24 protein-coding genes and 2 pseudogenes are annotated in these 25,211 nt (G+C 68.0%); 17 read left to right on the forward strand and 9 right to left on the reverse strand.

The window, feature by feature from the left end; translation table 11 throughout:
• The first annotated feature begins 244 nt into the window (after positions 1-244).
• On the forward strand, positions 245-1,078 hold the full coding sequence (locus tag ACIBBB_RS01560; RefSeq protein ID WP_398977573.1) for a helix-turn-helix transcriptional regulator: 834 nt from the start codon (positions 245-247) through the stop codon (positions 1,076-1,078).
• Positions 1,079-1,278: 200 nt separating this feature from the next.
• On the forward strand, positions 1,279-2,211 hold the full coding sequence (locus ACIBBB_RS01565; RefSeq protein WP_398978761.1) for a zinc-dependent alcohol dehydrogenase family protein: 933 nt from the start codon (positions 1,279-1,281) through the stop codon (positions 2,209-2,211).
• A 69-nt stretch (positions 2,212-2,280) separates the two neighbouring features.
• On the opposite strand, the gene ACIBBB_RS01570 is transcribed toward ACIBBB_RS01565, so the two are convergent.
• From ACIBBB_RS01570 to ACIBBB_RS01580, 3 genes are all read right to left on the reverse strand, one after another.
• A complete protein-coding gene (locus tag ACIBBB_RS01570; RefSeq protein WP_398977575.1) occupies positions 2,281-2,811 on the reverse strand; it encodes a YbhB/YbcL family Raf kinase inhibitor-like protein in 531 nt (176 codons plus the stop codon).
• A 52-nt stretch (positions 2,812-2,863) separates the two neighbouring features.
• The gene (locus tag ACIBBB_RS01575) at positions 2,864-3,916 is read right to left on the reverse strand and encodes an SMP-30/gluconolactonase/LRE family protein (RefSeq protein ID WP_398977577.1); all 1,053 of its coding nucleotides are present in this window, start codon (positions 3,914-3,916) and stop codon (positions 2,864-2,866) included.
• A 112-nt stretch (positions 3,917-4,028) separates the two neighbouring features.
• A complete protein-coding gene (locus ACIBBB_RS01580) occupies positions 4,029-5,111 on the reverse strand; it encodes an enolase C-terminal domain-like protein (RefSeq protein ID WP_398977579.1) in 1,083 nt (360 codons plus the stop codon).
• Between the two features lie 353 nt (positions 5,112-5,464).
• On the opposite strand from ACIBBB_RS01580, the gene ACIBBB_RS01585 reads away from it, so the two are divergent.
• Together ACIBBB_RS01585 and ACIBBB_RS01590 are read left to right on the forward strand one after the other, a co-directional pair.
• Positions 5,465-6,457, forward strand: a complete 993-nt coding sequence (locus ACIBBB_RS01585; protein WP_398978763.1) for a zinc-binding alcohol dehydrogenase family protein — start codon at positions 5,465-5,467, stop codon at positions 6,455-6,457.
• Between the two features lie 199 nt (positions 6,458-6,656).
• Entirely contained in the window at positions 6,657-7,619 is a 963-nt protein-coding gene (locus tag ACIBBB_RS01590; RefSeq protein ID WP_398977581.1) for a helix-turn-helix domain-containing protein, read from the forward strand.
• Positions 7,620-7,768: 149 nt separating this feature from the next.
• Here ACIBBB_RS01590 and ACIBBB_RS01595 read toward each other — a convergent pair whose 3' ends face one another.
• From ACIBBB_RS01595 to ACIBBB_RS01610, 4 genes are all read right to left on the reverse strand, one after another.
• The gene (locus ACIBBB_RS01595; RefSeq protein ID WP_398977583.1) at positions 7,769-9,223 is read right to left on the reverse strand and encodes an aldehyde dehydrogenase family protein; all 1,455 of its coding nucleotides are present in this window, start codon (positions 9,221-9,223) and stop codon (positions 7,769-7,771) included.
• Positions 9,224-9,420: 197 nt separating this feature from the next.
• Positions 9,421-9,705 (reverse strand): hypothetical protein, encoded by a 285-nt coding sequence (locus ACIBBB_RS01600; RefSeq protein WP_398977585.1) that lies wholly within the window; start codon positions 9,703-9,705, stop codon positions 9,421-9,423.
• A gap of 180 nt (positions 9,706-9,885) precedes the next feature.
• Entirely contained in the window at positions 9,886-10,740 is an 855-nt protein-coding gene (locus tag ACIBBB_RS01605) for a helix-turn-helix domain-containing protein (protein WP_398977587.1), read from the reverse strand.
• A 473-nt stretch (positions 10,741-11,213) separates the two neighbouring features.
• The gene (locus tag ACIBBB_RS01610; protein ID WP_398977588.1) at positions 11,214-11,810 is read right to left on the reverse strand and encodes a DUF421 domain-containing protein; all 597 of its coding nucleotides are present in this window, start codon (positions 11,808-11,810) and stop codon (positions 11,214-11,216) included.
• Positions 11,811-12,606: 796 nt separating this feature from the next.
• Here ACIBBB_RS01610 and ACIBBB_RS01615 point away from each other — a divergent pair.
• The 9 genes and pseudogenes from ACIBBB_RS01615 to ACIBBB_RS01655 form a co-directional block, all read left to right on the forward strand.
• Positions 12,607-12,813: pseudogene (locus ACIBBB_RS01615) on the forward strand (transposase); the annotation flags it as partial.
• Positions 12,814-12,954, forward strand: a pseudogene (locus ACIBBB_RS01620) (helix-turn-helix domain-containing protein); the annotation flags it as partial.
• A 27-nt stretch (positions 12,955-12,981) separates the two neighbouring features.
• The gene (locus ACIBBB_RS01625) at positions 12,982-13,179 is read left to right on the forward strand and encodes a winged helix-turn-helix domain-containing protein (RefSeq protein WP_398978765.1); all 198 of its coding nucleotides are present in this window, start codon (positions 12,982-12,984) and stop codon (positions 13,177-13,179) included.
• On the forward strand, positions 13,122-13,682 hold the full coding sequence (locus ACIBBB_RS01630) for a transposase (RefSeq protein WP_398977590.1): 561 nt from the start codon (positions 13,122-13,124) through the stop codon (positions 13,680-13,682). The genes ACIBBB_RS01625 and ACIBBB_RS01630 overlap by 58 nt, the downstream gene beginning before the upstream one ends.
• A 308-nt stretch (positions 13,683-13,990) precedes the next feature.
• Positions 13,991-14,542, forward strand: coding sequence for a site-specific integrase (locus ACIBBB_RS01635; protein WP_398977591.1), 552 nt, complete (start codon positions 13,991-13,993; stop codon positions 14,540-14,542).
• Positions 14,543-14,572: 30 nt separating this feature from the next.
• Entirely contained in the window at positions 14,573-15,892 is a 1,320-nt protein-coding gene (locus ACIBBB_RS01640) for an alpha/beta fold hydrolase (protein ID WP_398977593.1), read from the forward strand.
• 122 nt (positions 15,893-16,014) lie between these two features.
• Positions 16,015-16,647 carry an MBL fold metallo-hydrolase gene (locus tag ACIBBB_RS01645; RefSeq protein ID WP_398977595.1) on the forward strand — a complete coding sequence of 211 codons (633 nt, stop codon included), beginning with the start codon at positions 16,015-16,017 and terminating at the stop codon, positions 16,645-16,647.
• A 101-nt stretch (positions 16,648-16,748) separates the two neighbouring features.
• Positions 16,749-17,528 carry an exodeoxyribonuclease III gene (locus ACIBBB_RS01650; RefSeq protein ID WP_398977597.1) on the forward strand — a complete coding sequence of 260 codons (780 nt, stop codon included), beginning with the start codon at positions 16,749-16,751 and terminating at the stop codon, positions 17,526-17,528.
• Between the two features lie 110 nt (positions 17,529-17,638).
• Positions 17,639-18,079 (forward strand): DUF6278 family protein, encoded by a 441-nt coding sequence (locus ACIBBB_RS01655; protein WP_398977599.1) that lies wholly within the window; start codon positions 17,639-17,641, stop codon positions 18,077-18,079.
• A 655-nt stretch (positions 18,080-18,734) separates the two neighbouring features.
• Here the strand turns inward: ACIBBB_RS01655 and ACIBBB_RS01660 are convergent.
• On the reverse strand, positions 18,735-19,478 hold the full coding sequence (locus ACIBBB_RS01660; protein ID WP_398977601.1) for a hypothetical protein: 744 nt from the start codon (positions 19,476-19,478) through the stop codon (positions 18,735-18,737).
• Between the two features lie 124 nt (positions 19,479-19,602).
• Here ACIBBB_RS01660 and ggt point away from each other — a divergent pair, with 124 nt between their 5' ends.
• The gene (ggt, locus tag ACIBBB_RS01665; RefSeq protein WP_398977603.1) at positions 19,603-21,429 is read left to right on the forward strand and encodes a gamma-glutamyltransferase; all 1,827 of its coding nucleotides are present in this window, start codon (positions 19,603-19,605) and stop codon (positions 21,427-21,429) included.
• 264 nt (positions 21,430-21,693) lie between these two features.
• Here the strand turns inward: ggt and map are convergent, their stop codons facing one another.
• Positions 21,694-22,461, reverse strand: coding sequence for a type I methionyl aminopeptidase (gene map / locus ACIBBB_RS01670; RefSeq protein ID WP_398977605.1), 768 nt, complete (start codon positions 22,459-22,461; stop codon positions 21,694-21,696).
• A 42-nt stretch (positions 22,462-22,503) separates the two neighbouring features.
• Between map and ACIBBB_RS01675 the strand changes: the two genes are divergently transcribed.
• From ACIBBB_RS01675 to ACIBBB_RS01685, 3 genes are all read left to right on the forward strand, one after another.
• Positions 22,504-22,755: a helix-turn-helix domain-containing protein gene (locus tag ACIBBB_RS01675; RefSeq protein WP_398977607.1), complete on the forward strand. Its 252-nt coding sequence runs from the start codon at positions 22,504-22,506 to the stop codon at positions 22,753-22,755.
• Between the two features lie 67 nt (positions 22,756-22,822).
• Positions 22,823-23,203: a PPOX class F420-dependent oxidoreductase gene (locus tag ACIBBB_RS01680; RefSeq protein ID WP_398977609.1), complete on the forward strand. Its 381-nt coding sequence runs from the start codon at positions 22,823-22,825 to the stop codon at positions 23,201-23,203.
• 226 nt (positions 23,204-23,429) lie between these two features.
• Positions 23,430-25,031, forward strand: coding sequence for a hypothetical protein (locus ACIBBB_RS01685; RefSeq protein ID WP_398977611.1), 1,602 nt, complete (start codon positions 23,430-23,432; stop codon positions 25,029-25,031).
• The last annotated feature ends 180 nt before the right edge of the window (positions 25,032-25,211 follow it).

Genomic DNA, 25,211 nt, shown 5'->3' on the forward strand with positions numbered 1-25,211 from the left:
GGACAGTAGTCCGGTGATCAAGGTCACTCACGATCACCGCGGTAATAGACGATCCAGGTCGCGTGTTACCGCGTCGGCGGTGCGTCAGCCACGGACAGACGGTCCCTGGCTGAGCCCTTCATCAGCCTTCGCACTCTGTGAAGCTGGTGTACACCTGACCTGAGCGGCGCTTCGCGGGAGGGGAGCCCCGGGGGCTCCTCATCGAGGGATTGCCGCCGCTGCCTGTACGGAGAGGAGAGGGTGCATGGACCGCGCAGAGCTTGCCGATTTCCTGCGCACCCGGCGCGAGGCGTTGCGGCCCGAGGATGTCGGTCTGCCCCGCACCGGCCGTCGGCGTACAGCTGGTTTGCGCCGTGAAGAGATCGCTGCCCTCAGCAGTATGTCGAGCGACTATTACAGCCGCATTGAGCAGCAGCGCGGGCCCCGCCCATCCGAACAGATGCTCGCCGCCATCGCCCACGGGCTCCGCCTGTCCTTGGACGAACGTGATCATCTCTTCCGGCTCGGCGGCTACGCCACGCCCCTGCGCGTCTCCCGCTCCGACCACATCAACCCCGGCATGCTCGCGATTTTCCAGCGTATGGAAGACACCCCGGCGCAGATCATGAACCATCTCGGGGAGACTCTTGCGCAGAACCGGTTCTCCGCTCTCCTGATCGGAGATCAGACCCGGCACACGGGCATGGCCCGTGCCCTGGCCTACCGCTGGTTCACCGATCCCGCCGAACGGCAGCTTTTCCCCGCCGAGGACCACCCCGGCAACGGCCGAACCATCACCGCCCAGCTGCACGGCGCCCACACCCGCGACCCCGCCAACCCCCGCGTCTCCGCCGTCGTCCAGGCACTGCTCGAGAGCAGCGAGGAATTCACCGAGATCTGGAACGAGCACCCCGTCATCGGCCCGTACTGCGCACCCAAGCGCATCAACCATCCCCAGGTCGGTTCCATGGAACTGCACGGGCAGAGCCTTATAGACCCCGACCAGTCCCAGATCCTCACGGTCTTCACAGCCAGCCCCGGCAGCGAAAGCCACAACAAACTCCAGTTCCTCTCCGTTCTCGGCGGCCACCTCGTCTGATCCTGCTTCCCGGAGGAACGCCCTCGGCGCTGGTGCGGTGTACCCCCGACTCGATGGACAGCGGCCCGCGGAGTTGGCTCTCAGCTTTCCCGGCGGGGCCTCCAGGCTGACCTCCGCACCTCACTGACAAGACATAAGGGAGCTCACTCGTGCGCGCATTGGTTCTGCAAGAGTTCGGTACTCCGCTGATCCTGAGCGAGATGGAGAAGCCCACCGCCGACCCGGGGCAGGTGCTGGTCAAAGTCAAAGCCAGCGGCGTCAACCCACTGGACACCAAGATCCGTGCCGGTGCTGCTGCCCACGCCAAGATCACTCTGCCCGCCGTCCTCGGCATGGATCTCGCCGGCGTGGTTGAGGAGCTCGGCGCGGGTGTCACCGGCTTCGCCCCCGGCGACGAGGTCTACGGCATGACCGGTGGCGTCGGTGACCTGCAGGGCTCGCTCGCCGAGTACGCGGCCGTCGACGCCCGCCTGCTCGCCCGCAAACCGACCTCACTCACCATGCGCGAGACCGCGGCCCTGCCCCTGGTCGTCATCACGGCCTGGGAGGGCCTGGTCGACCGGGCGCACGTCCAGGTAGGGCAGAAGGTGCTCGTCCACGGCGGCGCCGGCGGTATCGGCCACGTGGCGGTTCAGATCGCCCGAGCCTTTGGTGCCGAGGTCTTCGCCACCGCGTCGCCCTCGCGACTGGACGTCGTCCAGGGCCTGGGGGCGACGCCGATCGACTACACCACCACCGCCGTTGACGCGTACGTCACCAGGTACACCGCCGGCGAGGGCTTCGACGTCATCTTCGACACCGTCGGCGGACCCGTACTCGACGCGTCCTTCGCAGCGGTACGCACCTACACCGGCCACGTCGTGAGCGCCTTGGGGTGGGGTACCCACAGCATCGCACCCCTCTCCTTCCGCGGAGCCACCTACTCCGGTGTCTTCACCCTGCTGCCCCTCTTGACCGGCCGCGGGCGGGAACACCACGGGGAGATCATGCGCGAGGCAGCCGCCCTCGCCGACAGAGGGGCACTCAAGCCCCTGCTCGATCACCGGAACTTCACCCTCGACACCGTTGCCGACGCCCACGCGGCCGTGGAGAACGGCAGCGCCCACGGCAAAATCGTGATCGACATCGACTGACGCCCACCAGCCGAACGGTCAACCCGATCGTTCAATCGGGGACGGCCCCGGTGCCTCCGGACTGCTCTGTCAGCCTTCGACTGTGAACCCCGCCGTGATCACGGCTCGCGCGAGTGTATGGGCGGCCAGGTTGAATCCCAGGAGAGCCGGTCGTGCCGATTTGTCCAGGTCCAGGGTCCGCACGTCAACGGCGTGTACGGCGATGTAGTAGATGTGCTCGCCACTGCCGGGCGGCGGGGCCGCGCCGAGGTAGCGCGGCATTCCCGCGTCGTTGTGGAGCTGCCACGCCTTGTCGGGTATGCCGGTGCCAGCCGCGTCGCCCGCCCCGGTCGGCAGTTCAGTGACCTCGGCGGAGATGTCGGCGACCGCCCAGTGCCAGAATCCGCTTCCGGTGGGTGCGGTGGGGTCGTACATGGTCACCGCGAAGCTCTTGGTCTCCGCCGGAAAGCCGGACCAGCTCAGCTGCGGGGAGATGTCGGAACCCCCCGCACCGAGGATCCCGCTCGCCTGAGGCAGCGGTATCTTCCCCCCGTCCTGGATGTCGTCGCTGGTCAGGGAGAAGGCGGGTACCTGGGCGATCAGGTCGTAGGGCGTATTCATCGCACTCGTTCCTTCTGTCGGGGTGAGCCCGCACTGCCGCCGGCTCGGGGGATCAGCTGCTCCCGCTGTCCCGCGTCAGGCGTACGGGGCGTGCACCGACGTGGACACGGACTACCTGGTACGGGGGTATGCGGTCGTCGACGTCGTTGTTGAACAGCGGTGTCCTGGGCAGCTGGTTCACGCTCACGTAGAGGTAGCCGTCTGCGGCCAGGGCCAGTGTGTCCGGCCACAGCAGAGCGGGGGCGTGCAGCAGCGTCGACCACGTACCGTCCGGGGCTCGCTTGAGGACGGCGCTGTGTTCGTAGGCTGTCGCGTAGACGTTGCCTGCCGTGTCCGACTCAAGCCCGTCGGAGCAGCCTTTGTCACCCAGGTCCACAACGGCCGCGGCCACCTGCTCGTCGCCGAGCGAGCGGTCGGTCAGGGCACTGGTCGGCACACTGTAGAGACGTCGGCCGGAAAGGGGGCAGTAGTACAGGAGAGAACCGTCCGCGCTGATCGCGATACCGTCGGCGCCGACCGCGTAGTTCTCACGGACCGTACCCTGAACGATCGCACGGAAGCCGTCCGTTGCCCTGGTGGAAGCGTTGCCTCGGAGCCGGCTCCAACTCCGTCCGGATCCGAGGTCGACCACGATCAGCGCGCCCTCGGGCTGAGAGTCGGTGACGTAGGCGTATCCGCCCGTTCCGCGGGAGAGATCGAATCGCACGTCATTGAGGTAGGTCGTCGAGTTCAGTGCTTCGGCGTCGAGGCGCACGATCCGGACGACCTGGTCCTTGGCGGGATCGACCTCGACGAGCTTCGGACCGTTCTCCACCCACGGCGCGAAGGAGTGGCTGCCCGTGTCGAGGAGCCACACATGTCCGGCGGGGTCGGTGATCACGCTCTGCACGGAGACAAGGCTGTCGGGGCTCCCGTTCGGAGCCCATGTGTTGATTTCGGCGTTGGGATAGGCGACAGCCTCGCCGTTCACCACTTCGGCGACCGTGTAGGGGACATCGTCACCCCATCGCGGGAAGGATACGAAGATCCGTCCCTCGTCGGTGACGGTGACGCCCGTCGGCATCAGGTCGCTGAACTTCGCCACCACCTCGTAGTCCGGTGCCACCCAACTTCCCAGAGGAGGGGCTACATGTGACGGAGCAACGGATTGAGTGGACATAGCCAACTCCTTCATCTGTGAGCTTCGCGTGACGCCGTCCGGAGGCCCGGAAGCGGCTTCAGGTGGCCACGGTGTATTTCCTGACGGCCTTCTCGTCCCAGGTGACGCCGATGCCCGGCCGGTTCGACGGGGTGACCGTTCCTTCGACGGGCAGACAGGGGTCCTCAAGTACGGGGTGAGCCCAGTCGACCCACTCCAACCAGTGGGCGGTGGGCGTGACGCGCAGCAGGTGTGCCGCGATCTCCGGGTAGAGATGACTCGACAGCTGAGTGCCGGCCGCGGCGGCAAGACCGGACGCCTGGAGCCATCCGGACACTCCCCCGATGCGCATGAGATCCGCCATCGCGTAGGGAACGGCTCCGCCCCGGAGATAGGTGAAGAGGTCACGCGGGCCGTAGAAGTTCTCGCCCCACTGCAGGGGAGTCCTCACCTTGCCCGCCAGGCGGGCGTAGCCCTCCACATTGTCGTACGCGATGGGTTCCTCGAACCAGTAGAGACCCCGCTCGTCCAGTTCGTGACACCGCCGTACAGCGTCCCCGTATCCCAGTGCCTGGTTGAAGTCGACCATCACGTTGACGTCCGTGCCCACACCGTCCCGCACCGCCTCCACAGCTGCCAGGTCTTTTCGCAAGTCGGGATCGCCCAGCCGGAGTTTCATCGCGCCGAAGCCGCCCTCGTCGCGCAGTTCGCGCGCCTCGGCGGCCAACGTATCGACCTTGTGCCGCCACAGCCCATTGCTGTTGTAGGTCGCCAGCGGCCCGATCGTCCCACCGAGCAGGCTCACCAGGGGCAGACCCGCGGACTTCGCCAGAGCGTCCCAGAGCGCCATGTCCAGCGCCGACCTGGTGATCATCGAGAGGCCGGCGATTCCCACCACATTGAGGTCCTTGCCGAACTCGGCGAAAGCGTCGGCGGGCGCGAGCGGCCGGCCCGCCCAGACATCGCTGAGATCACGGAGCTCGGCCACGATCGCGGGCATGGCCGCCGCACGGTAGGGGGCGATGTAACTGCTTCCGACAACACCGTCACTGGTTTCCACATCCACCAGGACCAGGGGCCATCGGTCGAATTCGCCTATTCCCGCCACGATGGGCCGGCGCAGGGGCACCACTACGGCTCTGCTACGCACTGCTCGCAGCACGATCGGATCTGACTCCGTGAGAACGCCCCTTTCCTTCTCCCGCCCGAGCGCGCCCTCCGCTGAGTTGGTATCCGAATCCATGATCGTACAGGCCTTTCATTCGATGACTGTCCGGCGCTCTTTCTTCCTCTTTCGCTCTTGGGTGCCGGCGAGGGCATACGTCTACGTTTCAAGCTTAGGGGCAGTTTTCGCAATTTTATTGACCGCCTGTGCGGAGGTCTTGACCCAACGTGCATCACCGGAGCTGGCGCCGAGTGTGAGAACTAGTGTTTGCGTAGAACCCGACGCAACGGTGTGGCACGTCAGACGGGACAGAGCTGCCGCTAAGGAGAAAAGAAATGCCGAAAGAGAAAATGAATGGCGTGGGATCTTTCCGGGGTCTGCCGGTCGAGGATCCGGAGAGCCTCCAGGACGTGGAGGTGCCTGTCCCCGAACTACGGCCCCGGGATGTCCTGGTACGGGTGTCGGCCGTCTCGGTCAACCCGGCGGACGTGAAGGCACGCGCGGACTTGACTCCGTCCGAACAGCCCCGCGTGCTGGGGTTCGATGCGGCGGGCACGGTGGAGGCGCTGGGCCCGGAGGTGACCACACTGCGCGTCGGTGACGAAGTCTGGTACGCGGGTGACTTCAACCGTGCCGGGAGCAACGCGGACTGTCAGGCGGTGGACGAGCGCATCGTGGGCCGGGCCCCGACGAGTCCGTCGCATGCCGAGGCGGCGGCGCTTCCGCTGACCACCATCACCGCCTGGGAGAGTCTGTTCGAACGCTTCGAGCTGTCCAAGGACTCCCAGGGAACCCTGCTGATCATCGGAGGGCCGGGCGGTGTCGGCTCGATCATGATCCAGCTGGCCAAGGAACTCACCGGTCTGAGAGTACTCGCGACGGCCGGCAGCCCCGAGTCCTCCGACTGGGTACGGGAACTCGGAGCCGACGCGGTCGTGGACCACCACGACCTGGTCGCCACCGTGGGGAAGGTGGCACCCGAGGGCGTGGACTACATCTTCAGTTCGCACTCGGCCGGCAACATCGAGTCATTCGCCGAGATCATCCGGCCCTTTGGGCACATCACGGCCATCGACGAGCCGGAGCACCTGGACCTGCTCCCGCTGAAGCTCAAATGCATCGCCTGGCACTGGGAACTGATGTTCGCGCGCTCGATGCTCGAAACCCCGGACATGATCGAGCAGAAGAAACTCCTGGAGCATGTGGCGGCCCTGGTTGACGACCAACGCGTCCGCACCACCGCGACCACCACCATCAGGGACTTCAGCGCGGCCGGCCTGCGTGAGGCCCACCGACTCGTCGAGACAGGCGGACGGGTCGGCAAAGTGGTCGTCACTCGCTGAATTCGCCGCTCACGTCCCTCTCGGCCGTCGGCCCGCTCACTCGAAGCAGGTCGCTCGCAAGCCCTGAGCAGAGAGACTGGACCTGCGACTTCGCCCCCGGCGGCGTAGCGTTATTTCTCATGCGGTTACCGCCGACCGGGCGAACCGTACTGGTCTTTCGGCGGCAGCCAGGCTCGGGAGGCGGAGAGGGTGAGGCGTTTTGGCCGCACATTTCAACACCAGTACCTTGGCGCCGCAGGAGCGGGAAGAATATATCCGCGAGATGGCGCGTCGACAAGCCGGCACACCAGAGGTAAATCACAGCGACGAGCCCACGAGCATATACCGCCCGCTGTCGGTCATAACACTTGGGGCGGTCTCCGTCTCGACCATCAGAGGGAATTCACTCTCTATCCGGAGAACGCAGAACGCCTCGCAGGACAACGTCGAGCAAACCGTGGTTCTCACCATGCAGCTCTCCGGGACCTGCGTGGTCAGGCAGAATGAACGAGAGGCAGTGGTGCGGCCCGGGGAGTTCGTCATCCACGACAACTCCCAGCCGTTTGTCCTCTCCGGCACGCAGGCCGTGGAACAGATCACCGTGAGCGTGCCACGCAACGTGCTCGCGCTTCCTTCCTCCGTACTGAGGGCGGCCTCCGCCCGGACCATCGACCCCAGCCACCCGACCGCAGAGGTCGCCGCAACGTATTTCCGGCAGCTGGTGCACAGCACGGGCCCCGACCACAACCGCGAACCGGACCTGCTGGGCCCCTCGTGCATCGAACTCATACGTGCCCTGATCGCCACCACCCAGGATCAACGGTCGGACGTCGCCGCCGAGCCGCCTCACCGAACCCTTCAGCAGCACGTCATGACATACCTGCGGGCCCATCTGGGCGACAGTGATCTGAGCGCCTCGCGGGTCGCCGCCGAACATCACATCTCCGTACGGCAGCTCTACCTGGTGCTGTCCAGGGCCGGTATTTCGCTGGGCGACTGGATCAGGACCCAGCGCCTGGAGGAGAGCCGCCGGGAGCTTGTTTCACCTCGTGGTCGGCACGCGACCATCGAATCTGTCGCCAGACGATGGGGCTTCGCCAGCGCCTCGCATTTCAGCCGCGCGTTCAAAAAAACCTACGGGATGTCACCTCGTCAGTGGCGCCTTGAAAACCTTGCCGCGTGAGAACACGTGCAGCTCCCGGCGGTCCGGAGGTCGCTCAACGCGATGAGTAGCTGAAGGCACGGCTACGTGACCGTGTCCTGACTCCTTACCCAGTCGTGGTCCCCCACAAGGACACCAACGGCGAGCGGTCGCTCGGTGCCTCTCGCCGATCACATCGCAGCCCGCTTGACCGTCACCGTCTGGGACTCGGTGAATTCCAGTACGCCCCCCAGGCCGCTTTCGACCCCCATGCCGGACTGTTTGAGCCCTCCGAAGGGAACCGAGGGATCGAGGTGCATGACTTCGTTGACCCAGACGGTCCCAGCCTGCAGTCGCTCGGCCAGGCTTCGGCCCGCATCGCTGTCGGACGACCACACCGATGCGCCGAGGCCGAAGGGTCCCTTGTTGGCACGAGCGACCACGTCGGCGACATCCGTGTATTTGAGTAGTGGCAGAACCGGACCGAACTGCTCCTCGCGGACGATGCGGGACTCGTCGGGCGGGTTGTCGACGAGGGTGGGCTCAATGAAGAAACCGGCTTCGTCGGGCGCCGGAAGACCCCCCGTAAGAAAGGTGTATCCCTGGTCGTAGCAGTCCCGCAGCAGGCCCAGTACAGTTTCATACTGCCGACTGTTCGATACAGGGCCAAGCTGCACATCCTCGCTCGTAGGGTCGCCCACGCGCACGTCCCGGACCAGCGTCGCCAGTTCCTGGGCCATCTCGTCGTAGATGTCCGCGTGGATGTAGATGCGCTTGGCCGCCAGGCAAATTTGACCGGAATTGGCGAAGGCTGCCCAGAACAGCTGCGGTGCGACCCGCTTGACGTCGATGTCGGGAAGAACGATCGCGGGGTCGTTACCACCCAGTTCGAGGGTCACCCGGGTCAGAGATCGGGCGGCGCTCTCCATCACGCGCTTTCCGGTCCGGGTCGAGCCGGTGAAGCTGATCTTGTCGAAGCCGGAGTGCGCGCTCATCCAGGGACCGAGCTCATCTGTTCCGGTGATGACGTTGAGCACACCGGGAGGCAGGCAATCACGGAGGATCTCGCCCAGCCTGAGGTTGGCGAGCGGTGCGAGGGCGGAGGGCTTGAGGACCACCGTGTTGCCGGCCAGAAGGGCTGGACCGATCTTGAAGGAAGCCTGGCCGATCGGGTAGTTCCAGGGTGTGATGGCGGCGACCACTCCCAGCGGCACGTGCCGGGTGATCGAAAGCCGTTCGTCGTCGTCTTGGTTCACGGTCTCAGGAATATCGAGAGTGGCGGTCTCGCGCAGCCAGTGGCTCAGCCCCGCGACCTCCGCGGCAGCCAAGGCGCGTGGCTTTCCCTGCTCAAGGGTGACCAGTGCGGCCAGTTCGTCGGCGTGAGCGTCGACGGTCTCAGCCATCGCCACAAGGAAATCGCTCCGCTCCGCCACGGTCCGGCGCGACCAGGACGGAAACGCGGCACGAGCGGATGCCACGACCAGATCCAGCTGATCGCGCGAGCAGTGAGGCGCTGTCGCGCAGACAGTGCCCGTGGCTGGGTTGATGACGTCGAAAGTGTCAGCTCCTTTAAAGGCCAGACCATCAACCGTCATGGTCAAGGTTGTGGTTGACACTCCGGCGTTGGGGACGGCGGGCGCATTCATGGGGACTCCAGATACGGAGACGTTTGCCGGCGGGTGCCGACAGGTCAATTCTTGAGGCATTTGACGCAGGGAAGAAGGCCGCGCGAGCCTGGGTGTGGCACCCCCTGCCTGGGCCTCTTGCCTCTTCCGGCCAAGAGTTGCCCCACCGTGATCGAGGCCGAGGGCGGCCGCACAACCGGGTGACAGTCCGTGGAGCGTCAGACGACATGCTGGAGCACGGTGGTCATCTGCCAGTCGACGGTGCTGTGGTCGATCGTGTCGTGCACCGGCGAGTTCGCCATCTCACCGGTGATCCCAGCGGCTCCGGCACGGGCGTGCTCCATGCTGTCGTAGGCGACGATGTCCAGGATCGTGCCGTCCTCTCGCAGCATGATGCGGCGCCATTGGAAGCCGGGCTGCCGCTTGAGGTAGGCGTTGATGTCCGCGTTCGCCGTGACGAAGTCCTCCGGGCTGAGCCCGGGTGCGGGTCGGAGACTGGTCACTTCGAGAACCTCGGCCATATCAGGATTCCTGTCCGATGGTGGGCGGATGTGGGACCGACTCATGTGCCGGCGCCGGTGGCCTTCCAGCGTGGCGGTCGGATCCGCGCCGGGGAGGGCGGTGTTTCGCTGGAAATGTGCTGAGCTGAGCGGGGGGCGCGGAATTCGGTCGGGCGCTAAGGGTCAGGTCGGTTCCGCCATGGAGGCCAGGTAGGCCAGTGCCTCCTCGCTCCGGCTTCCGCGCTCGGGGGTCCCCACCAGCAGCAGCTGCCCGGGAGCGTCGACCACATCGAAGGTCTGATAGGTCAGCTCGATGCGCCCTGCCGTGGGGTGTACGAAGACCTTGAAGGTCCGGGTCAAGTTCCCGACTTTGTGGTCGTCCCACAGCTCGCGGAATTCTGGTGAGGTCCGGCGCAGCTCGGCTACGAGGTTGGTGATGCCGGCGTCGTCAGGGAATCGCCCGGCGTTCAGACGCAGTGCGAACACCGTGCTGCGGCGCAGTAGATCCCAGTCCGTGAACACCGCCTTGGCCCGGGGGTGGGTGAACAGAATGCGTGGCATGTTCCGCTCGTCCGCAAACGGCGAGAGGAGCGCGTCGGCGATTGTGTTGGTCGCCAGTACGTCGAAGGCCGGGCCGAGCGCGTAGGCGGCCACCAGAGGAAAGGTCTCCAGCAGGCGTAGGAGCGACGGGTGAACTTGGTCGCGGCGAGTGTCCGGCGGGGACTGAGGTATCAGCCGCGCCAGCCGGTAGAGATGCGCGCGTGCGTCGACGGGAAGCCGAAGCGCACGCGCTATGGCCTCGATCACCTGCGCCGAGGGATTACGCTCGCGCCCCTGCTCAAGGCGTGCGTAGTAGTCCGCGCTGACCCCGGCGAGGACGGCGACCTCTTCCCGTCGGAGACCACGAACGCGGCGGCCCGAGACACCAGGGGCGAGTCCGGCGTCACCGGGTTCGATCCGTGCGCGGCCCGCGCGCAGAAACTCGCCGAGTTCGTTGTCACGCTTAGTCGTGTCCGCGGTGTCAGAGCGGCCCGGCATTTTTGCATTTCGGTTTGGGACCGACAAGTGTGTGACCACCTTTTTTCTCCATTTCCCTGTCCGCCTAGCTGGGAGAGAGTGCTACCCACTCCGCTTTCCTTTGTCAGCCTGCTGGCTTCCGGTATCAGCCTCATCCGTTTCTCGTGTTCGTATAAAATTGACTTAAGTTGAGGAGCGTTACTTTCTTACGCAAGCCGGGGGCGCCCGGGCGAGAGTCAGATCGCGTAGGACGCATCTCCTTCAGTTTGCGCGGTTGCCTGGTGATGAGCAAGGGCGTGCGAGCCCAGGTGTCATGCACCCAGGATCAGGCCCGCACCTTCGGGTCGATAGCGGGATGGAGCGTCGCCGTGTGGTGGCCCCGGCGGAGGGTGTCATGGCGGCAGCGATAGACTGGGCACTCCCATGCCCTGGTGAGCAGCTCGTTTTAGATATTTGAAAGCGGATGTGACAACAGGACCAGAAGCCATCTGTTTTCAGCTTTCTTCGTCGGCCCGTTCGGGACGGGCCCGCAGAAGGTCTTCGATGGTGATGAGTCGGCGTTCCAGTTCGTCGATGTCCCTCCGAGTCGCATTCGTCTCCTCCCACCGAAGCACGACGACAAGTCGTCCGTCCGGCTCCAGACGGGAATGTGCGACACTGCTGATCTCGCTTCCTGTCTGTTTGCGAACGGCATCGTTCAGTTCATCAGAACGAAGTCCGAGACGTCTGATGGCTCTCTGTACGGGCTTTCCGTCCTTGATAACCGTGGTTGGTGTTCCTTCGATGACGCTGGCAGCCCGCTCGTCGATCGCCAACCAGCGGTTGATGGCAGCATTGGCCATGACCAAGGTCACAGCGCCGATCGCGCCACCGGTGACACTTTGATCGTTGCCGATGATCGAATTTTGCACTACATTCGACAGAAGGAAGATGACGACGAAATCGAATGCGTTGAGGCTTGCGAGGCCGCGTTTTCCTGTGAGGCGGAAGAGCGCCAGGATGAGGACATAGACCATCAGCGTCCGAATTACTTTTTCGGCGACCGGGATGTGTAGCTCGAAGATATCATCCCACATTTCAGATGCCTCCATAGGATCATCGGACGATTGCGACGGGGCTGCCACTCCACCGGAGAAAGCGAACCCCACCGCATAACATCGCATCATTTGGCTCCGCCCAGTGGGTAGCTCGCCAGCCCCGCGGGCGCACATTGTTGTACCGATCCCTCACGAGGCCACCCCGTAAATCTGCGGTACCGGTTTGATGCCCAGTGCGCGCCCTTCAGCAGGCGCTGGAATTCTCCATCCCTCGCGCTGTGCTGGACTTGAAGGATTAGTGGGAACCTTCGGATCGCATAAGAATCACCCACGCGTCGGCTTCTCCAGACATCGCGCGGGTCTCCACAGGGCGGGAGAGAGAGACCAACGACGATATTGCGGGGATGACGCACTACCGCATGACGATGCGGCCCTGCATCACCGAGCGGGTTCGCGAAATCGATGACGACGAGGGTTCAGGCGGAGGCCGACACCGGCGGCGGCCTCGCTCGGCGAGCCGTGGCTGCACCTGCTCGGCTACGGCGACTGGACCGTCTCCGTCCCCATCAACCTCATCGGAGTTGGCAGCACCGCCTAGCTAGTGACCCGAGTCGGAGATTCTTCGGTAGTTCTCGCCAGCGAGCTGGTGGGGCTCGGCTGCCACTGACCTGGGTCGCAGTCCACAGGACCCGACTCGACGAGACGCCTCGAACTACCAGGGAATCTTTGATTCAGGTCACTAGTAGGGCTTGGTCAGGTCGGTTGTGGTGGTGCGTGTCCTGCCGGCCGGGTGTGGCGTTGAGAGTGTGTGACTCCGGACAAGATTGCTGTGGTGCATGATGAGTTGGAGATGTTCGCGGCGGAGGTGTCCGAGCCGTTCGCGCGCAAGGATCAGCGCCGGTGGGGGCAGGTTTATCTGTGAGGGCTGCTGACCGACGGGCAGCGTAAGTCGGTCGAGCCGACGGCCGCCCGGCTCGGGGAGGACGGCAATCGTCAGGCGCTGGCCAACTTCATCACCACCAGCCCCTGGGACCCGGCGCACATCCGGGCCCGGCTGGAGGCGGTCGGTCGCTTCGAGAGCGGCGCGAAGAACGGGGAGATCGCGGCCGCGCTGCGGGTGAGCGAGCGGTCGGTGGAGCGCCGGCGCCGTCAGTGGCGTGAGCGGGGCCAGGAGGGTGTCCGGTCAATGGGCTCGTCCGGGCGCCCGAGGCTGTCGAGTGTGCAGATGGCCGGGCTGGAACGGGAGTTGGAGCGTGGCCCGCTCGCCCATGGCTGGTCGTGGCAGCAGCCGGCCCGGCGGGCGATCGAACGTGACGACGGGGCCGTTGAGTTGTGGACAAAGGAGGTGTGGCCGCAGGTAGAAGCATGGCGGTGGCCCTCGGAGCCTGGATCGTCTTCGGGGACGAGGCCGGCCAGTCGCTGAGGCCGCCACGCGCAAGGTCCTGGGGCCGCATCGGCCGAACGCCGGTCGTCCGCGTCCGGGGCCGCGGCTCCGGACGGGTTTCGATGGCGGGTATGACCTGCTTCCGCCGCGGAGACCGGTCGAGGCTGATCTACAGCTTCCGCTTCCACCGGGGTCGAAAGGGCGAACCCAGGGGTTTCACCTGGCAGGACTACCGTGACCTCATCGTGCGGGCGCACAACCAACTCAAGGGCCCCATCGTCCTGGTCTGGGACAACCTGCGTACCCATCTCATGCCGCAGATGAAGGACTTTATCGCCGCGAACGAGGACTGGCTGACCGTTTTCCACTTTCCGTCCTACGCACCTGACCTCAACCCGCAGGAGGGCATCTGGTCTCTGGTGAAACGGATGATCGGCAATCTCGCCGCCGCGAACCCTCATCGACGGCTGCCTCATAGGCACCGGCCCGACCATAGGGGGCTGACCCCGATCAAGCCGACATCACACATTCAAGTTCAGTAGCAGCAATCACGTCCTGGCCAGCTCCGGAAGCACACGGCTGCCCGCCGAACCGCCCACCGGCAGTCGCCGCATACCTCAGATCGCCGTATGCCCACGTGGATCAGCGCCATCTTGCTCCCAGCGGTGACGGCCCTTTTCGTCGGCTTTGTCATCACCCCACGCCTGGAGGCCCGCAACAGGCGCATCAGCCTCGCGCACCAAGCTCGCGCCGAATTAAGCCGCCGCGTGCTCACCATCCTGTCGGCCTCTGCCCGTCTCCGTGAAACCCCGATCCCAGCAGCCCTCGCGGACCGCTCCTGCTTTCCCTCATGGGTCTCCGGCCCGCAGAAGTCTGCGGACTCCGTTGGGAGGATATCGACTTGGAATCCGGAACTCTCAGCATCGCCAACACTCGGACGATGATGGGGAACAAGACGGTGGTGGAGAAAGACACCAAGTCCTTGGCCGGAGAACGAGAGCTTCCCTTGCCCGCTCCGGTATGGGATGCGCTCCGGTCGTTCAAGTCTCTCCAGGCCAAGGAAAAGCTGGCCCTCGGTCCGGATTACGTTGACTCCGGCTACGTCCTGGTGGACGAGATCGGGGAGGCTCGGAACATCAAGCAACTCCGCCGACGGGCCTACCGGATCATGGGGCTGCTAGGGCTCCGCCAGGTGCGCCTGTACGACGCTCGGGCATCCTGCTTCACGTACCTGGCCAACAAGGGCGTGCCGGACCACCTGTTGGCTCGGTGGGCGGGACACACGAACGTGAAAACCACGAAGAAGTGGTACGTCAAGCCGGGTGTGGAGGATCTTCGCGGAGCTGCCACAGTGTGGGGCGGACTGCATGGGTCCGGAGGGGGACAGACCGCCCGGTCGTGAGAGATTGTGAGATATGAGAGCGTGAGGCGGATGAGCGAGACGACGCTGCAGACCCTCCAATATCGCTTTGACGGGCCAGAAGACGCCCCAATCCTCGTGATGGGCCCCTCGCTCGGTACCACATGGCACATGTGGGACAGGCAGACGCCGGAGCTGGCCAAGCACTGGCGGGTGGTCCGGTTCGACCTGCCCGGCCACGGCGGCGCGCCCGCCCACCCCGCCACCGGCGTCCCCGAGCTGGCGGACCGGCTCCTCGCCACGCTCGACGGACTCGGCGTGCAGCGCTTCGGCTACGCCGGCTGCTCCATCGGCGGCGCGATCGGCGCGGAGCTGGCGCTGCGCCGCCCCGACCGGGTCGCCTCGCTCGCGCTGGTGGCGTCCTCGCCGCGGTTCGGCACGGCGGACGAGTTCCGCCAGCGCGGTGTCATCGTCCGTACGAACGGTCTCGACCCGATGGCCCGCTCGGCGCCCGAGCGCTGGTTCACGGCCGGCTTCGCCGCCGCCCAGCCCGCGATCGTCGAATGGGCGGTCCAGATGGTCCGTACGACCGACCCGGGCTGCTACATAGCCGCGTGCGAGGCGCTCGCCGCGTTCGACGTACGGGCGGAGCTGGGCCGTATCGGCGTACCCACGCTCGTCCTGGTCGGCGCCGAGGACAAGGTCACCGGCCCCGCCGAGGCCCGCACGCTGGTCGCCGGGATACCGGACGCCCGGCTCGCCCTGGTGCCGGGAGCGTCCCACCTGGCGCCCGTCGAGCAGCCGGCCGCTGTCACGGATCTCCTCGTACGCCACTTCTCCACCGCCTGGCAGAACCCCTCCGACACCTCGACCGGTCTGACGGTGCTGCCCGACTGGGCCACCTATCCGGGGCCCGGCGCGCCCGCGGGGCCGCCGACCGTGTCGCCGATGACCTCCCCCGTCGCCGAGATCGCGTCCGCCGAGCAGCCGCAGGCCCAGGCCGCCGTACGCCCGGATCCTTACGAGGCGGGCATGCGGGTGCGCAGGGAGGTCGTCGGTGACGCCCACGTCGACCAGGTCATGGCCGAGACGGCCGGTTTCGCCGGTGACTTCCAGGAGCTCCTCACCCGCTACGCCTGGGGCGAGGTGTGGAACCGGGAGGGCCTGGACCGCCGCAGCCGCAGCTGCGTCACGCTGACGGCCCTCGTCGCCGGCGGTCACCTGGACGAGCTCGCCGTCGAGACCAGGGCCGCCCTGCGCAACGGCCTGACTCCGGCCGAGATCAAGGAAGTGCTCATCCAGGCGGCCGTCTACTGCGGCTTCCCGGCGGCGAACGCCGCGTTCCGTGTCGTCGCCGCGGTCGTCCAGGAGGAGACCACGCCCGACACGTAGGGTCTGCCGTTCGGATCAGGCCCGCCCGTTTGCTGTCGTGGTGACGGATGTCGACGATGGGAGGGTGCGATGCCGGTGTCGTACGGAACACCGCCCGGGAACCGCAACACGAGGTGATCACGGTGAAACTCACCAAGAAGTCCCATGCCTGCGTTCGACTGGAGAAGGACGGGCGGACGCTCGTCGTCGACCCCGGCGTCTTCAGTGAGGAGGACGCGGCGATCGGCGCCGACGCCATTCTCGTCACGCACGAGCACCCCGACCACTTCGAGGAAGGCCGGCTGCGGGCCGCCCTCGAAAGCAACCCCGCGGCCGAGATCTGGACCCTGCGCAGTGTCGCGGAGCAGCTGTCGGCGGCCTTTCCGGGGCGGGTGCACACCGTGGGTCACGGTGACACCTTCACGGCGGCGGGCTACGACGTGGAGGTGCACGGAGAACTCCACGCGGTGATCTATCCCGAGATCCCGCGGATCACCAACGTCGGCTACCTGGTGGACGGTTCGCTCTTCCACCCCGGCGACGCGCTGACCGTCCCCGGCCGGCCCGTCGAGACGCTGATGCTCCCGGTGCACGCCCCCTGGAACAAAATCTCCGAAGTGATCGACTACGTACGCGAGGTCAAGCCGCAGCGCACCTTCGACATCCACGACGCGCTCCTCACCGACCTGGCGCGGCCTCTGTACGACGGCATGATCGGCCGCTTCGGGGGCGCGGGCCACAGCAGGCTCGCCCCCGGCGAGGCCACCGACGTGTGACCACCGGGCGCTGACTGCCGAGCTGTGACGGCCGAGCTGTGACCGGCGAACGGCGACGGTCGCGAGGGTGACTGTCGGACCCCGCGGATAGGCTGTGGTCCATGCGCATCGCCACCTGGAATGTCAATTCGATCACCGCCCGGCTGCCGCGGCTGCTGGCCTGGCTGGAGAGCACGGGCACGGACGTGCTGTGCGTCCAGGAGACCAAGACCACCCTGGAGCAGTTCCCCTCCGACGCCCTGCGCGAGCTGGGTTACGAGTCCGCGGTCAACGCCTCGGGCAGATGGAACGGCGTGGCGCTGATCTCCCGCGTCGGTCTGGACGACGTGGTCAAGGGCCTGCCCGGCGCCCCGGAGTACGAGGGTGTCGAGGAGCCCCGCGCCATCTCGGCGACCTGCGGCGGTGTCGGGATCTGGTCGGTGTATGTGCCCAACGGCCGCGAGGTCACCCACGAGCACTACGCGTACAAGCTGCGCTGGCTGGAGGCGCTGCGCGCGGCGGTGGCCGAGCAGAGCGCGGAGGACCGGCCGTTCGCCGTCCTCGGTGACTTCAACGTCGCGCCGACCGACCAGGACGTGTGGGACCCTGCGCTGTTCGAGGGCGCCACCCACGTGACGCCCGCCGAGCGTGCCGCGCTTGCCGCGCTCCGTGAGAGCGGTCTGGCCGATGTGATGCCGCGTCCGCTCAAGTACGACCAGCCGTACACTTTCTGGGACTACCGCGAGCTCCGGTTCCCGAAGAACCGGGGTATGCGGATCGACCTCGTCTACGGCAACGGGCCCTTCACCGCCGCCGTCAAGGACAGTTATGTCGACCGTGAGGAGCGCAAGGGCAAGGGTGCTTCGGACCACGCCCCGGTCGTCGTGGATCTCGACCTCTGATGTTCCGGGGCGCGGTCGGCATCGGCGGGTCTGGCCGTGGGCATTCTGCCTCTGATACCGCCCGCGTGCCCTGAGGTGCGCGGGCACGGGGAAATGGCAGGCTGAGTGGTATGAACATCCCTTTCTTGGATAACTGGCGCAAAAGGAACGGAGCGGACGAGGGGGCTTCGCAGGCGTCCGTCGTCGGGGATGACGCGGAGGGCGTGGCCGAACTGCTCTCGGAGTGCGAGCTGCTGCGCGTCCGGGCGGCGCAGTCCGGGCTCGAACTGGACGATTCCCCGGCCTCGTTGGAGGCTCTGGACCAACTGCCCCCGCGCTGGCGCGACGACCCCGAGGAGCTGCCCTGGCTGGGCAACGACGCGGGGCTGTATCTCGGCACGGTCATCGTCCGTACGGTCGAGGGGGCGGCCTGGCACATCTGGCCCGGCGGCCATCCCGTCGTGCGGCTCGTCTCCGGCCGGGAGATCCAGGTCGTGGAGGCCGGTCTCGACTGGGCCGTCAGTGGCGCGCCCGAACTGTCGCAGGTGTACGCGGAGGCGTCCGAGGCCTGAGCGGCGGGCCGGGCCTCCTGGACGTTAATACGGCTTATGCCCGATTTATGCGTGTCGGGTGTGAAGTCCCTTGGTGCGCTGGATAGTTTGCGCTGACCTCGACAGAGCAGAGAACGGGGAGGGCAGTGTATGGCCGTCGACCACGGTCCGACGGGCGGTCCGCGGCGGGAGCCGCGGCCGAATCCACGACGCATCCACACACCCCCGACCGGATTCCCCGGTCCGGGAGTTCGGGTACGCGGGCGAACTCATCGCGGCGGATCTGGACTACGATTTGCCGTTCATCCCCAAGGTGACGGCGGTCGTGCCCGCAGAGGCCACGGATGCCGCGCCCGTCCGCCGTGCTCCACGCACGCGGGGATGGTCCCGCCGCCGCCCGACGCGCGGTAGCTCAAGGGGACATGGCCCGCCTCCCGCTTCCGGCGGGAGGGCCCTTCGGCGGCAGCCGGAGATCACTTCTCGCGCCGCGGGACCGACCGGCACCATGGGTCGGGCGTGGCCGGGGAGAAGGTCAGCTGCGCGCCGGGAGGGGCCGTGTCCGACATGGAGCGGGCCCGCGTCGTCGTGAGGCACGGCGAGGGCGCCGCTCTTCTCTCCCTTCCGGCCCGTACCCCTGTCCCGTTCCCGGCCCTCCGCCCGCCCCGCCGGGCGCCCTTCAGCTCGTCGCCCGGTGCGAGGTGCGTACGGCCGGGGCCGGCTCCCGCGCCGCCTTGGTGACATCGGCGACCAGCTCGACCACATCGGGGCCGTACGCCTGCGAGTTGACCACCTTCAGCAGCAGACAGAACGTGTCGCGTCCGTGCTTGCGCGCCAGCTTCTCGTGGTGCCTGGCCAGATAGCGCGAAGCCGCCTGATTGGTGATGGCCCGCTGTCCGCAGAAGAGGAAGACCGGCCGGGATTCCTGCCCGGCGGTCAGCCGCGCCAGGATGACGTACTCCTCCACACCCGGATCGACGCGGTACCGCTCGGTGCCGATCTGGAAGGCACCGCGGTCCGGGCCCGGGTCCGGATCCGTGTTGATCTTGACACCGGGCAGCAACGAGGAGAGATGGGCGGCCATCCGGCGGTTCGACGCCGGGCCGCCGAGACAGAACTCCGTCCGCTCACCGAAACCCTGCTGCGCCGAGTCGTGCTGGACTATCTGCGCGTGCGCGCCGCAGTCCTTGATCAGCGCGGACATCTCAAGAAGCGCGAAGACGTCATGACGGTGGACGGCCCCGTCGCCGCCCGCCTCCCGGTTGACGACCAGCAGGCACTCGGAGTTGCCCGGCAGCCCGAAGAACGCCTGCTTCCGGGCCAGTTTGCGGCGCCAGAGATAGGTACGGGCGAGCCAGCCGAGGGAGGCACAGATACCGGCGGCGAGCACCCCGAGAACGATGTCGCGTACGTCGTCAGTCATGGGCGCGCACTTTAGCGGGACGGCGCCGTGACGGACATCCCGCACGGAGTTCGGGGCAAGTGGTTCTGGCGGGGCGCGAATGGTGAAGTTACGCTCCGCGGACGGACGTCTCCCGGAGGTACAGATGCGCCGCCTCGCCGCACGTAACGTCTTGATCGTGGCTCTCACCGCCGCGATGCTCTCGGTGGGGGCGGCTGCCCCGCCGTCCGCACCCTCTTCGACTCCCACCACGCCTACGAAGACCCCCGCCAAATCACCGGTCGCCGTCGGCCACGGCGGGGCGGTGTCGAGCGTCGACAGAGACGCCTCCGCCGCCGGCGTCGAGGTGCTTCGGCGCGGCGGCAACGCCGTGGACGCGGCGGTCGCGACCGCCGCCGCTCTCGGAGTCACCGAGCCCTACTCGGCCGGCATCGGCGGTGGCGGCTACTTCGTCTACTACGACGCCAGGACCCGCTCCGTCCACACCATCGACGGCCGCGAGACCGCGCCCAAATCCGCCGACGCCACCCTCTTCCAGGAGGACGGCAAGCCGATCCCCTTCGCGGAGGGTGTGACGAGCGGACTCGGTGTCGGTACGCCCGGCACCCCGGCGACCTGGGAGAGGGCGCTCGACTCCTGGGGGAGCACCTCGCTGCGGGAGTTGCTGAAGCCCGCCGAACGGCTGGCGAAGGACGGCTTCACCGTCGACGAGACGTTCCGCTCCCAGACCGCGTCGAACCAGGCGCGGTTCGCAGACTTCCCCGCCAGCGCCGAGCTGTTCCTGCCCGGCGGCCAACTCCCCGCCACCGGTTCGGTGTTCAAGAACCCCGACCTCGCGCGTACATACGCTGAACTGGGCCGGCACGGCACCGACGCCCTCTACCGGGGCGACCTCGCCCGCGACATCGTGCGCACCGTCCGCACCCCGCCTGTCGACCCGGACGCCACCCGCAAGGTCCGCGCGGGCGATCTGACGACCGGCGATCTGGCGGCGTACCGGACCAAACGCCAGGCGCCGACGAAGGTCTCCTACCGAGGGCTGGACGTGTACGGCATGGCGCCGTCGTCCTCCGGCGGTACGAGTGTCGGCGAGGCGCTCAACATCCTGGAGAGCACCGACCTCTCGGACGCCTCGCAGCAGAAGTATCTGCACCGCTTCATCGAGGCGAGCCGGATCACCTTCGCCGACCGGGGCCGCTGGCTCGGCGACCCCGCCTTCGAGGACGTTCCCACCAAGGGCCTGCTGTCGCAGCGCTTCGCCGACTCCCGCGAATGCCTCATCAAGGACGACGCGGCGCTGAAGAGCCCGCTCGCGCCCGGTGACCCGTCGAAGCCGGTGCCGTGCGCGGCGGGCGGTACGGCGGCGCCCACGACGTACGAGGGGGAGAACACCACTCATCTGACGGCCGCCGACAAGTGGGGCAACGTCGTCGCGTACACGCTGACGATCGAGTCGACGGGTGGCAGCGGCATCACCGTTCCCGGGCGGGGCTTCATCCTCAACAACGAACTGACGGACTTCTCGTTCGCCCCGGCGAACCCGGCCGTCCACGACCCGAACCTGCCCGGCCCCGGCAAGCGGCCGAGGTCGTCCATCTCCCCGACGATCGTGCTCGACGACCATGACCGGCCCGTCCTAGCACTCGGCTCGCCGGGCGGCGCGACCATCATCACGACCATCCTCCAGACGCTCACCGGTCATCTGGACCGTGGCCTGCCGCTGGTCGACGCGATCGCCGCGCCGCGCGCGAGCCAGCGCAACGCCGCGACGACGGAACTGGAGCCAGGTCTTTACGACAGTCCGCTGCGCGCCCAACTCGAAGCACTGGGGCACGCGTTCACCAGGAACCCGGAGATCGGTGCCGCGACGGGCGTCCAGCGGCTGCCGGACGGCCGCTGGCTGGCGGCTGCGGAGAAGGACCGCAGGGGCGGCGGCTCCGCGATGGTGGTGCGCCCGGCCGGACGGCCGTAACGCGCGAGGCCACAACGCGTGCGGCGCCGCCCCTGGGGCGTGTGGTGAAAGTGGCGTCGTCCGCCCGAGGGGCGGGGCTCACGGCGGCTGGTGCGTGCGATCGCGAGGCGGAGGATCGGCGTGGTGGACGGACCGGGCGTACTCGGGCGACTGAAGACAACGCCGCGAGCGTGCGTGCCGGGCGTCGTGGGCCGGACGGGACTTTCACCACACGCCCCGGGAGGGGAGCGGCGCCGCACGAGCGCTCGGTGGCCGGGGCCCCGGTCAGAGCTGCGTCAGGATCCGGGGGCCCTCGTCCGTGATCGCCACCGTGTGCTCGGCGTGCGCCGCGCGGCTGCCGTCCGACGTGACGACCGCCCAGCCGTCGCGCGCCGTGTAGTGGTCGTCGGTCCCGCTCGCGATCAGCATCGGCTCGATCGCGAGCACCATGCCGTGGCGCAGCGGCATGCCCCTGCCGGGCCTGCCCTCGTTGGGCACGCCCGGGTCCTCGTGCATGGTGCGGCCCACGCCGTGGCCGCCGAAGCCGTCCGGGATCCCGTAGCCGGCCGTGCGGCAGACGCGCCCGATCGCGTGGGCGATGTCACCGATGCGGTTGCCGACGACGGCGGCCGCGATGCCCGCCTCCAGCGCCTCGAAGGCGGTGTCGATGAGCCGGGTGTCCTCGGGGCGGGCCCGGCCCACGGTGAAGCTGACCGCCGAGTCGCCGACCCAGCCGCCCGTCGAGGCACCGCAGTCGATGCTGACGAGGTCGCCGTCGCGCAGCGCGTAGTCGTCGGGGATGCCGTGCACGATCGTCTCGTTGACCGACGCGCAGATGACGGCCGGGAAGGGCACCGGCGCCCAGGAGGGGCGATAGTCGAGGAAGGGGGAGCCTGCGTCCGCCTCGGTCAGTACCGCGCGGGCGACCAGGTCCAATTCGCGCAGGGTCACGCCGACGGCGGCCTTCTCCCGTACCGCGGTGAGCGCTTGTGCGACGATCCGGCCCGCGACGCGCATGGCGTCCAGGGACGCGTCCGTTTTGATCTCTACCATTCCAATAACTATACCGCTTGCTTGCGGTATTACAATGACGGCATGGTACGCACCCCACTGACCCCCGAAGAGCGCGAGCGCGGCGAGCGGCTGGGCCGGCTGCTCCGCGAGGCGCGCGGACCGCGCAGCATGGTGGAGATCGCGGCCGTCGCCGGGCTCTCGCCCGAGACGCTGCGCAAGATCGAGACCGGCCGCGCCCCGACACCCGCCTTCTTCACCGTCGCGGCGCTGGCCGGGGCCCTGGGGCTGTCGATGGACGAGGTCGCGGTGGCCTGCTCGCCGCTGCCCGCCTGAGAGTTCAGGCGTTTCGGATCCTGGTGACCGCGTAGGCGTCGTGGCCCCACGGCGTAGGCTCGGCGCCGTGACCCTCGACGCGCTCGGACACAGCCGCTATGCCAGCCTCACCACGTATCGCGAGGACGGCACCGGAGTCGACACTCCGGTCTGGCACGCCGTGGACGGCGGTGAGTTGTTCATATGGAGCCGAAGCGACGCCTGGAAGATCAAGCGGATACGCGACAACAGCGCTGTCGTCGTGACCGCGTGCGACGTGCGAGGACGGATCGCGCCGGGCGCGGCGAGCGCCAAGGGGACGGCCCGGCTGCTGGAGGGCGACGAGGTCGCCCGCGTGAACAAACTCCTCGCCCGTAAGTACACCTGGCAGTTCTGGCTCGTCGCGCGCCCGGCCGCGCTCGTACGGCGCGGCAAGCGCGTGCACACCGGAATCGCCATCAGTTTCTGACGTCTGTCCGGCGCGCCGACTTGTGAAACAACCTTGACGGGTCGCCACATTTTTTCCTCGGAAACGTGACGTCGGACACCCGCTGAAGCCATACTTGAGTGATCGCACCGCACCGTGCGCGACAACCCCGCGTAGCCGTCACGTAACACGGCTGCGGTTTCATGCCGGCGGGCCGGACGGTTCCCTTACGGCAGTGCGCAGCAGGGCAGGGGCGGGAAAGACAGCGATGACCAGACATGAACTTCCGGCGGAGATCGGGGCTTTCGCGCGGTACTTCCGAGGGATGACGGCGCTCCTCGACCCGGACGGCGGCTGGTACGCGGTCTTCAGGCAGCGCGACCCCGACGGGCTCAGGGCCTGCCTGGACGGCGCCGAAGTACCGCCCTGGGACGTGGTGGAGTCGCTGCTCCACGATCTCGCCGCCGGCCACGAGAACCGTCCCGTCGACCGCGAGACCGCCCGCGCGAGCAGGCTGCACGCCGCGTCCGCCGCCGCGCACGACCGGCTCCCCGGCGGCCCCGACGCGCTCCACGAGCGGCTGCGGCTGATGCAGCACGAACAGGCCGCGGCGGCGGGCCGCGCCGACGAGGTGATGCGCCGCCTCCGGCTGGTCGGCGAGGGGTCGCCCGAGGCGGATCAGCTCGAATACGACCTGGCCTGGGTCCGCGACGACTACGCCCGCGCCACGTCCCGCTGCGCCGAACTGCGGGAACGCCTCGCGGCCGTCGCCGCCAAGCCGAACGTACCGGCGGACGCGCACTCCGGCCACGGCGCACCCGCTCCGCGCTCCCCGTCTCCGGCGCACGCCGCACCGGAGACGAGACCCACGTCCGCCGACGGGTGGTATCGGGCCGAGGAGCCGGCCGCCGACGACCAGTCGGTCTTCGGCCGTCCCGACGGCGCCCGCCCGGCCCCGCCCGACGAGTGGTTCCGGCCGGAGCCGGGCCGCGGCGGCGCGGCGGGCTCCGGCAACCCAGGCGCCGACAGCGGCGTCACGTCCGAGGGCTGGGGCGGCCCCGACGGCCGCCGCGGTTCGGGCGACGCGGGCGACACCGGGTCCAACCCCGCCGTGGGCGCGGACGATTCACAGGAGATGGCGCAGGTGCCCGGCCAGCGCCGCAAGCTGCGCAAACAGCGGGGCTCGCGCTTCGCCTTCACCGAAGGCGCCGATCCCGAGGTCACGCCCCTCGTCCCGCCCGCCGCCACCGAACCGCCCCGCGGCGCCCGCTTCGGCGGTGCGCCGGGCTCCGACCGGGCGAAGAGTGAGAGACCGGAGGCCGGGATGACGCGGCAGCAGTCCGAGGCGCGCCGCGCCGCGCTCGACACGGTGGCCGTGCTCGTACGGTTGCGGGCGGCCGGCCGCAGCGGTGAGGCGCATGTCGTGCTCTGCGAGGCCGCCTCCGGACCCGCCGAGCAACTTCCCTTCCTCGCCGCCGAACTGCACCGCGCCGAACTGGGCGCCGACTGGGCGTCGGTGCTCTGGGAGGTGTCGTCCCTGCCGCCCGACAGACTCGCCGCGGCGGCGGGCGCGCTCGCGATGGCGGGCCGTGACGCGGACTGCGGCGTACTGCTGCGCCAGGGCGTCTCCCGGTCGGCGCAGGACATCGCCCACGCGGTCGTCGCCCTCGGGGACGCGGGCCGCACCCAGGAGGTCCAGGCGCTGCTCGGGGCGTTCGTCCGGGCCCGTACGCCCGAGGACGCGGCGCTGATCGCCGCCGTGGACCCGCCCCGGCTGGTACCGCGGCTGATCGAAGCGGCCCGAGGTGTCTCCACCACCCACGAGCGTGATCTCGCCCGTGCGCTGCGGAGCGCGGGGATCAGCGGCTGACCTCGGACGCGTCCGTACGGGGGGCGTCCGGCGCGCGCGACGTCGCCTCGCGACCGGTCCCGGGGCTTCTGTGGACCGGCCGGGTGCGAAACATGATCGACTCAGCGGCTTGACAGCGATGGTCTTGCCCCGGTGGGACGGCGGGCTTAGGTTCTCCTCCTACACACCGTATCTACGGGC

Origin of the sequence: Streptomyces sp. NPDC051217 (assembly GCF_044455465.1) — a bacterium.
Taxonomy (GTDB): Bacteria; Actinomycetota; Actinomycetes; order Streptomycetales; family Streptomycetaceae; genus Streptomyces.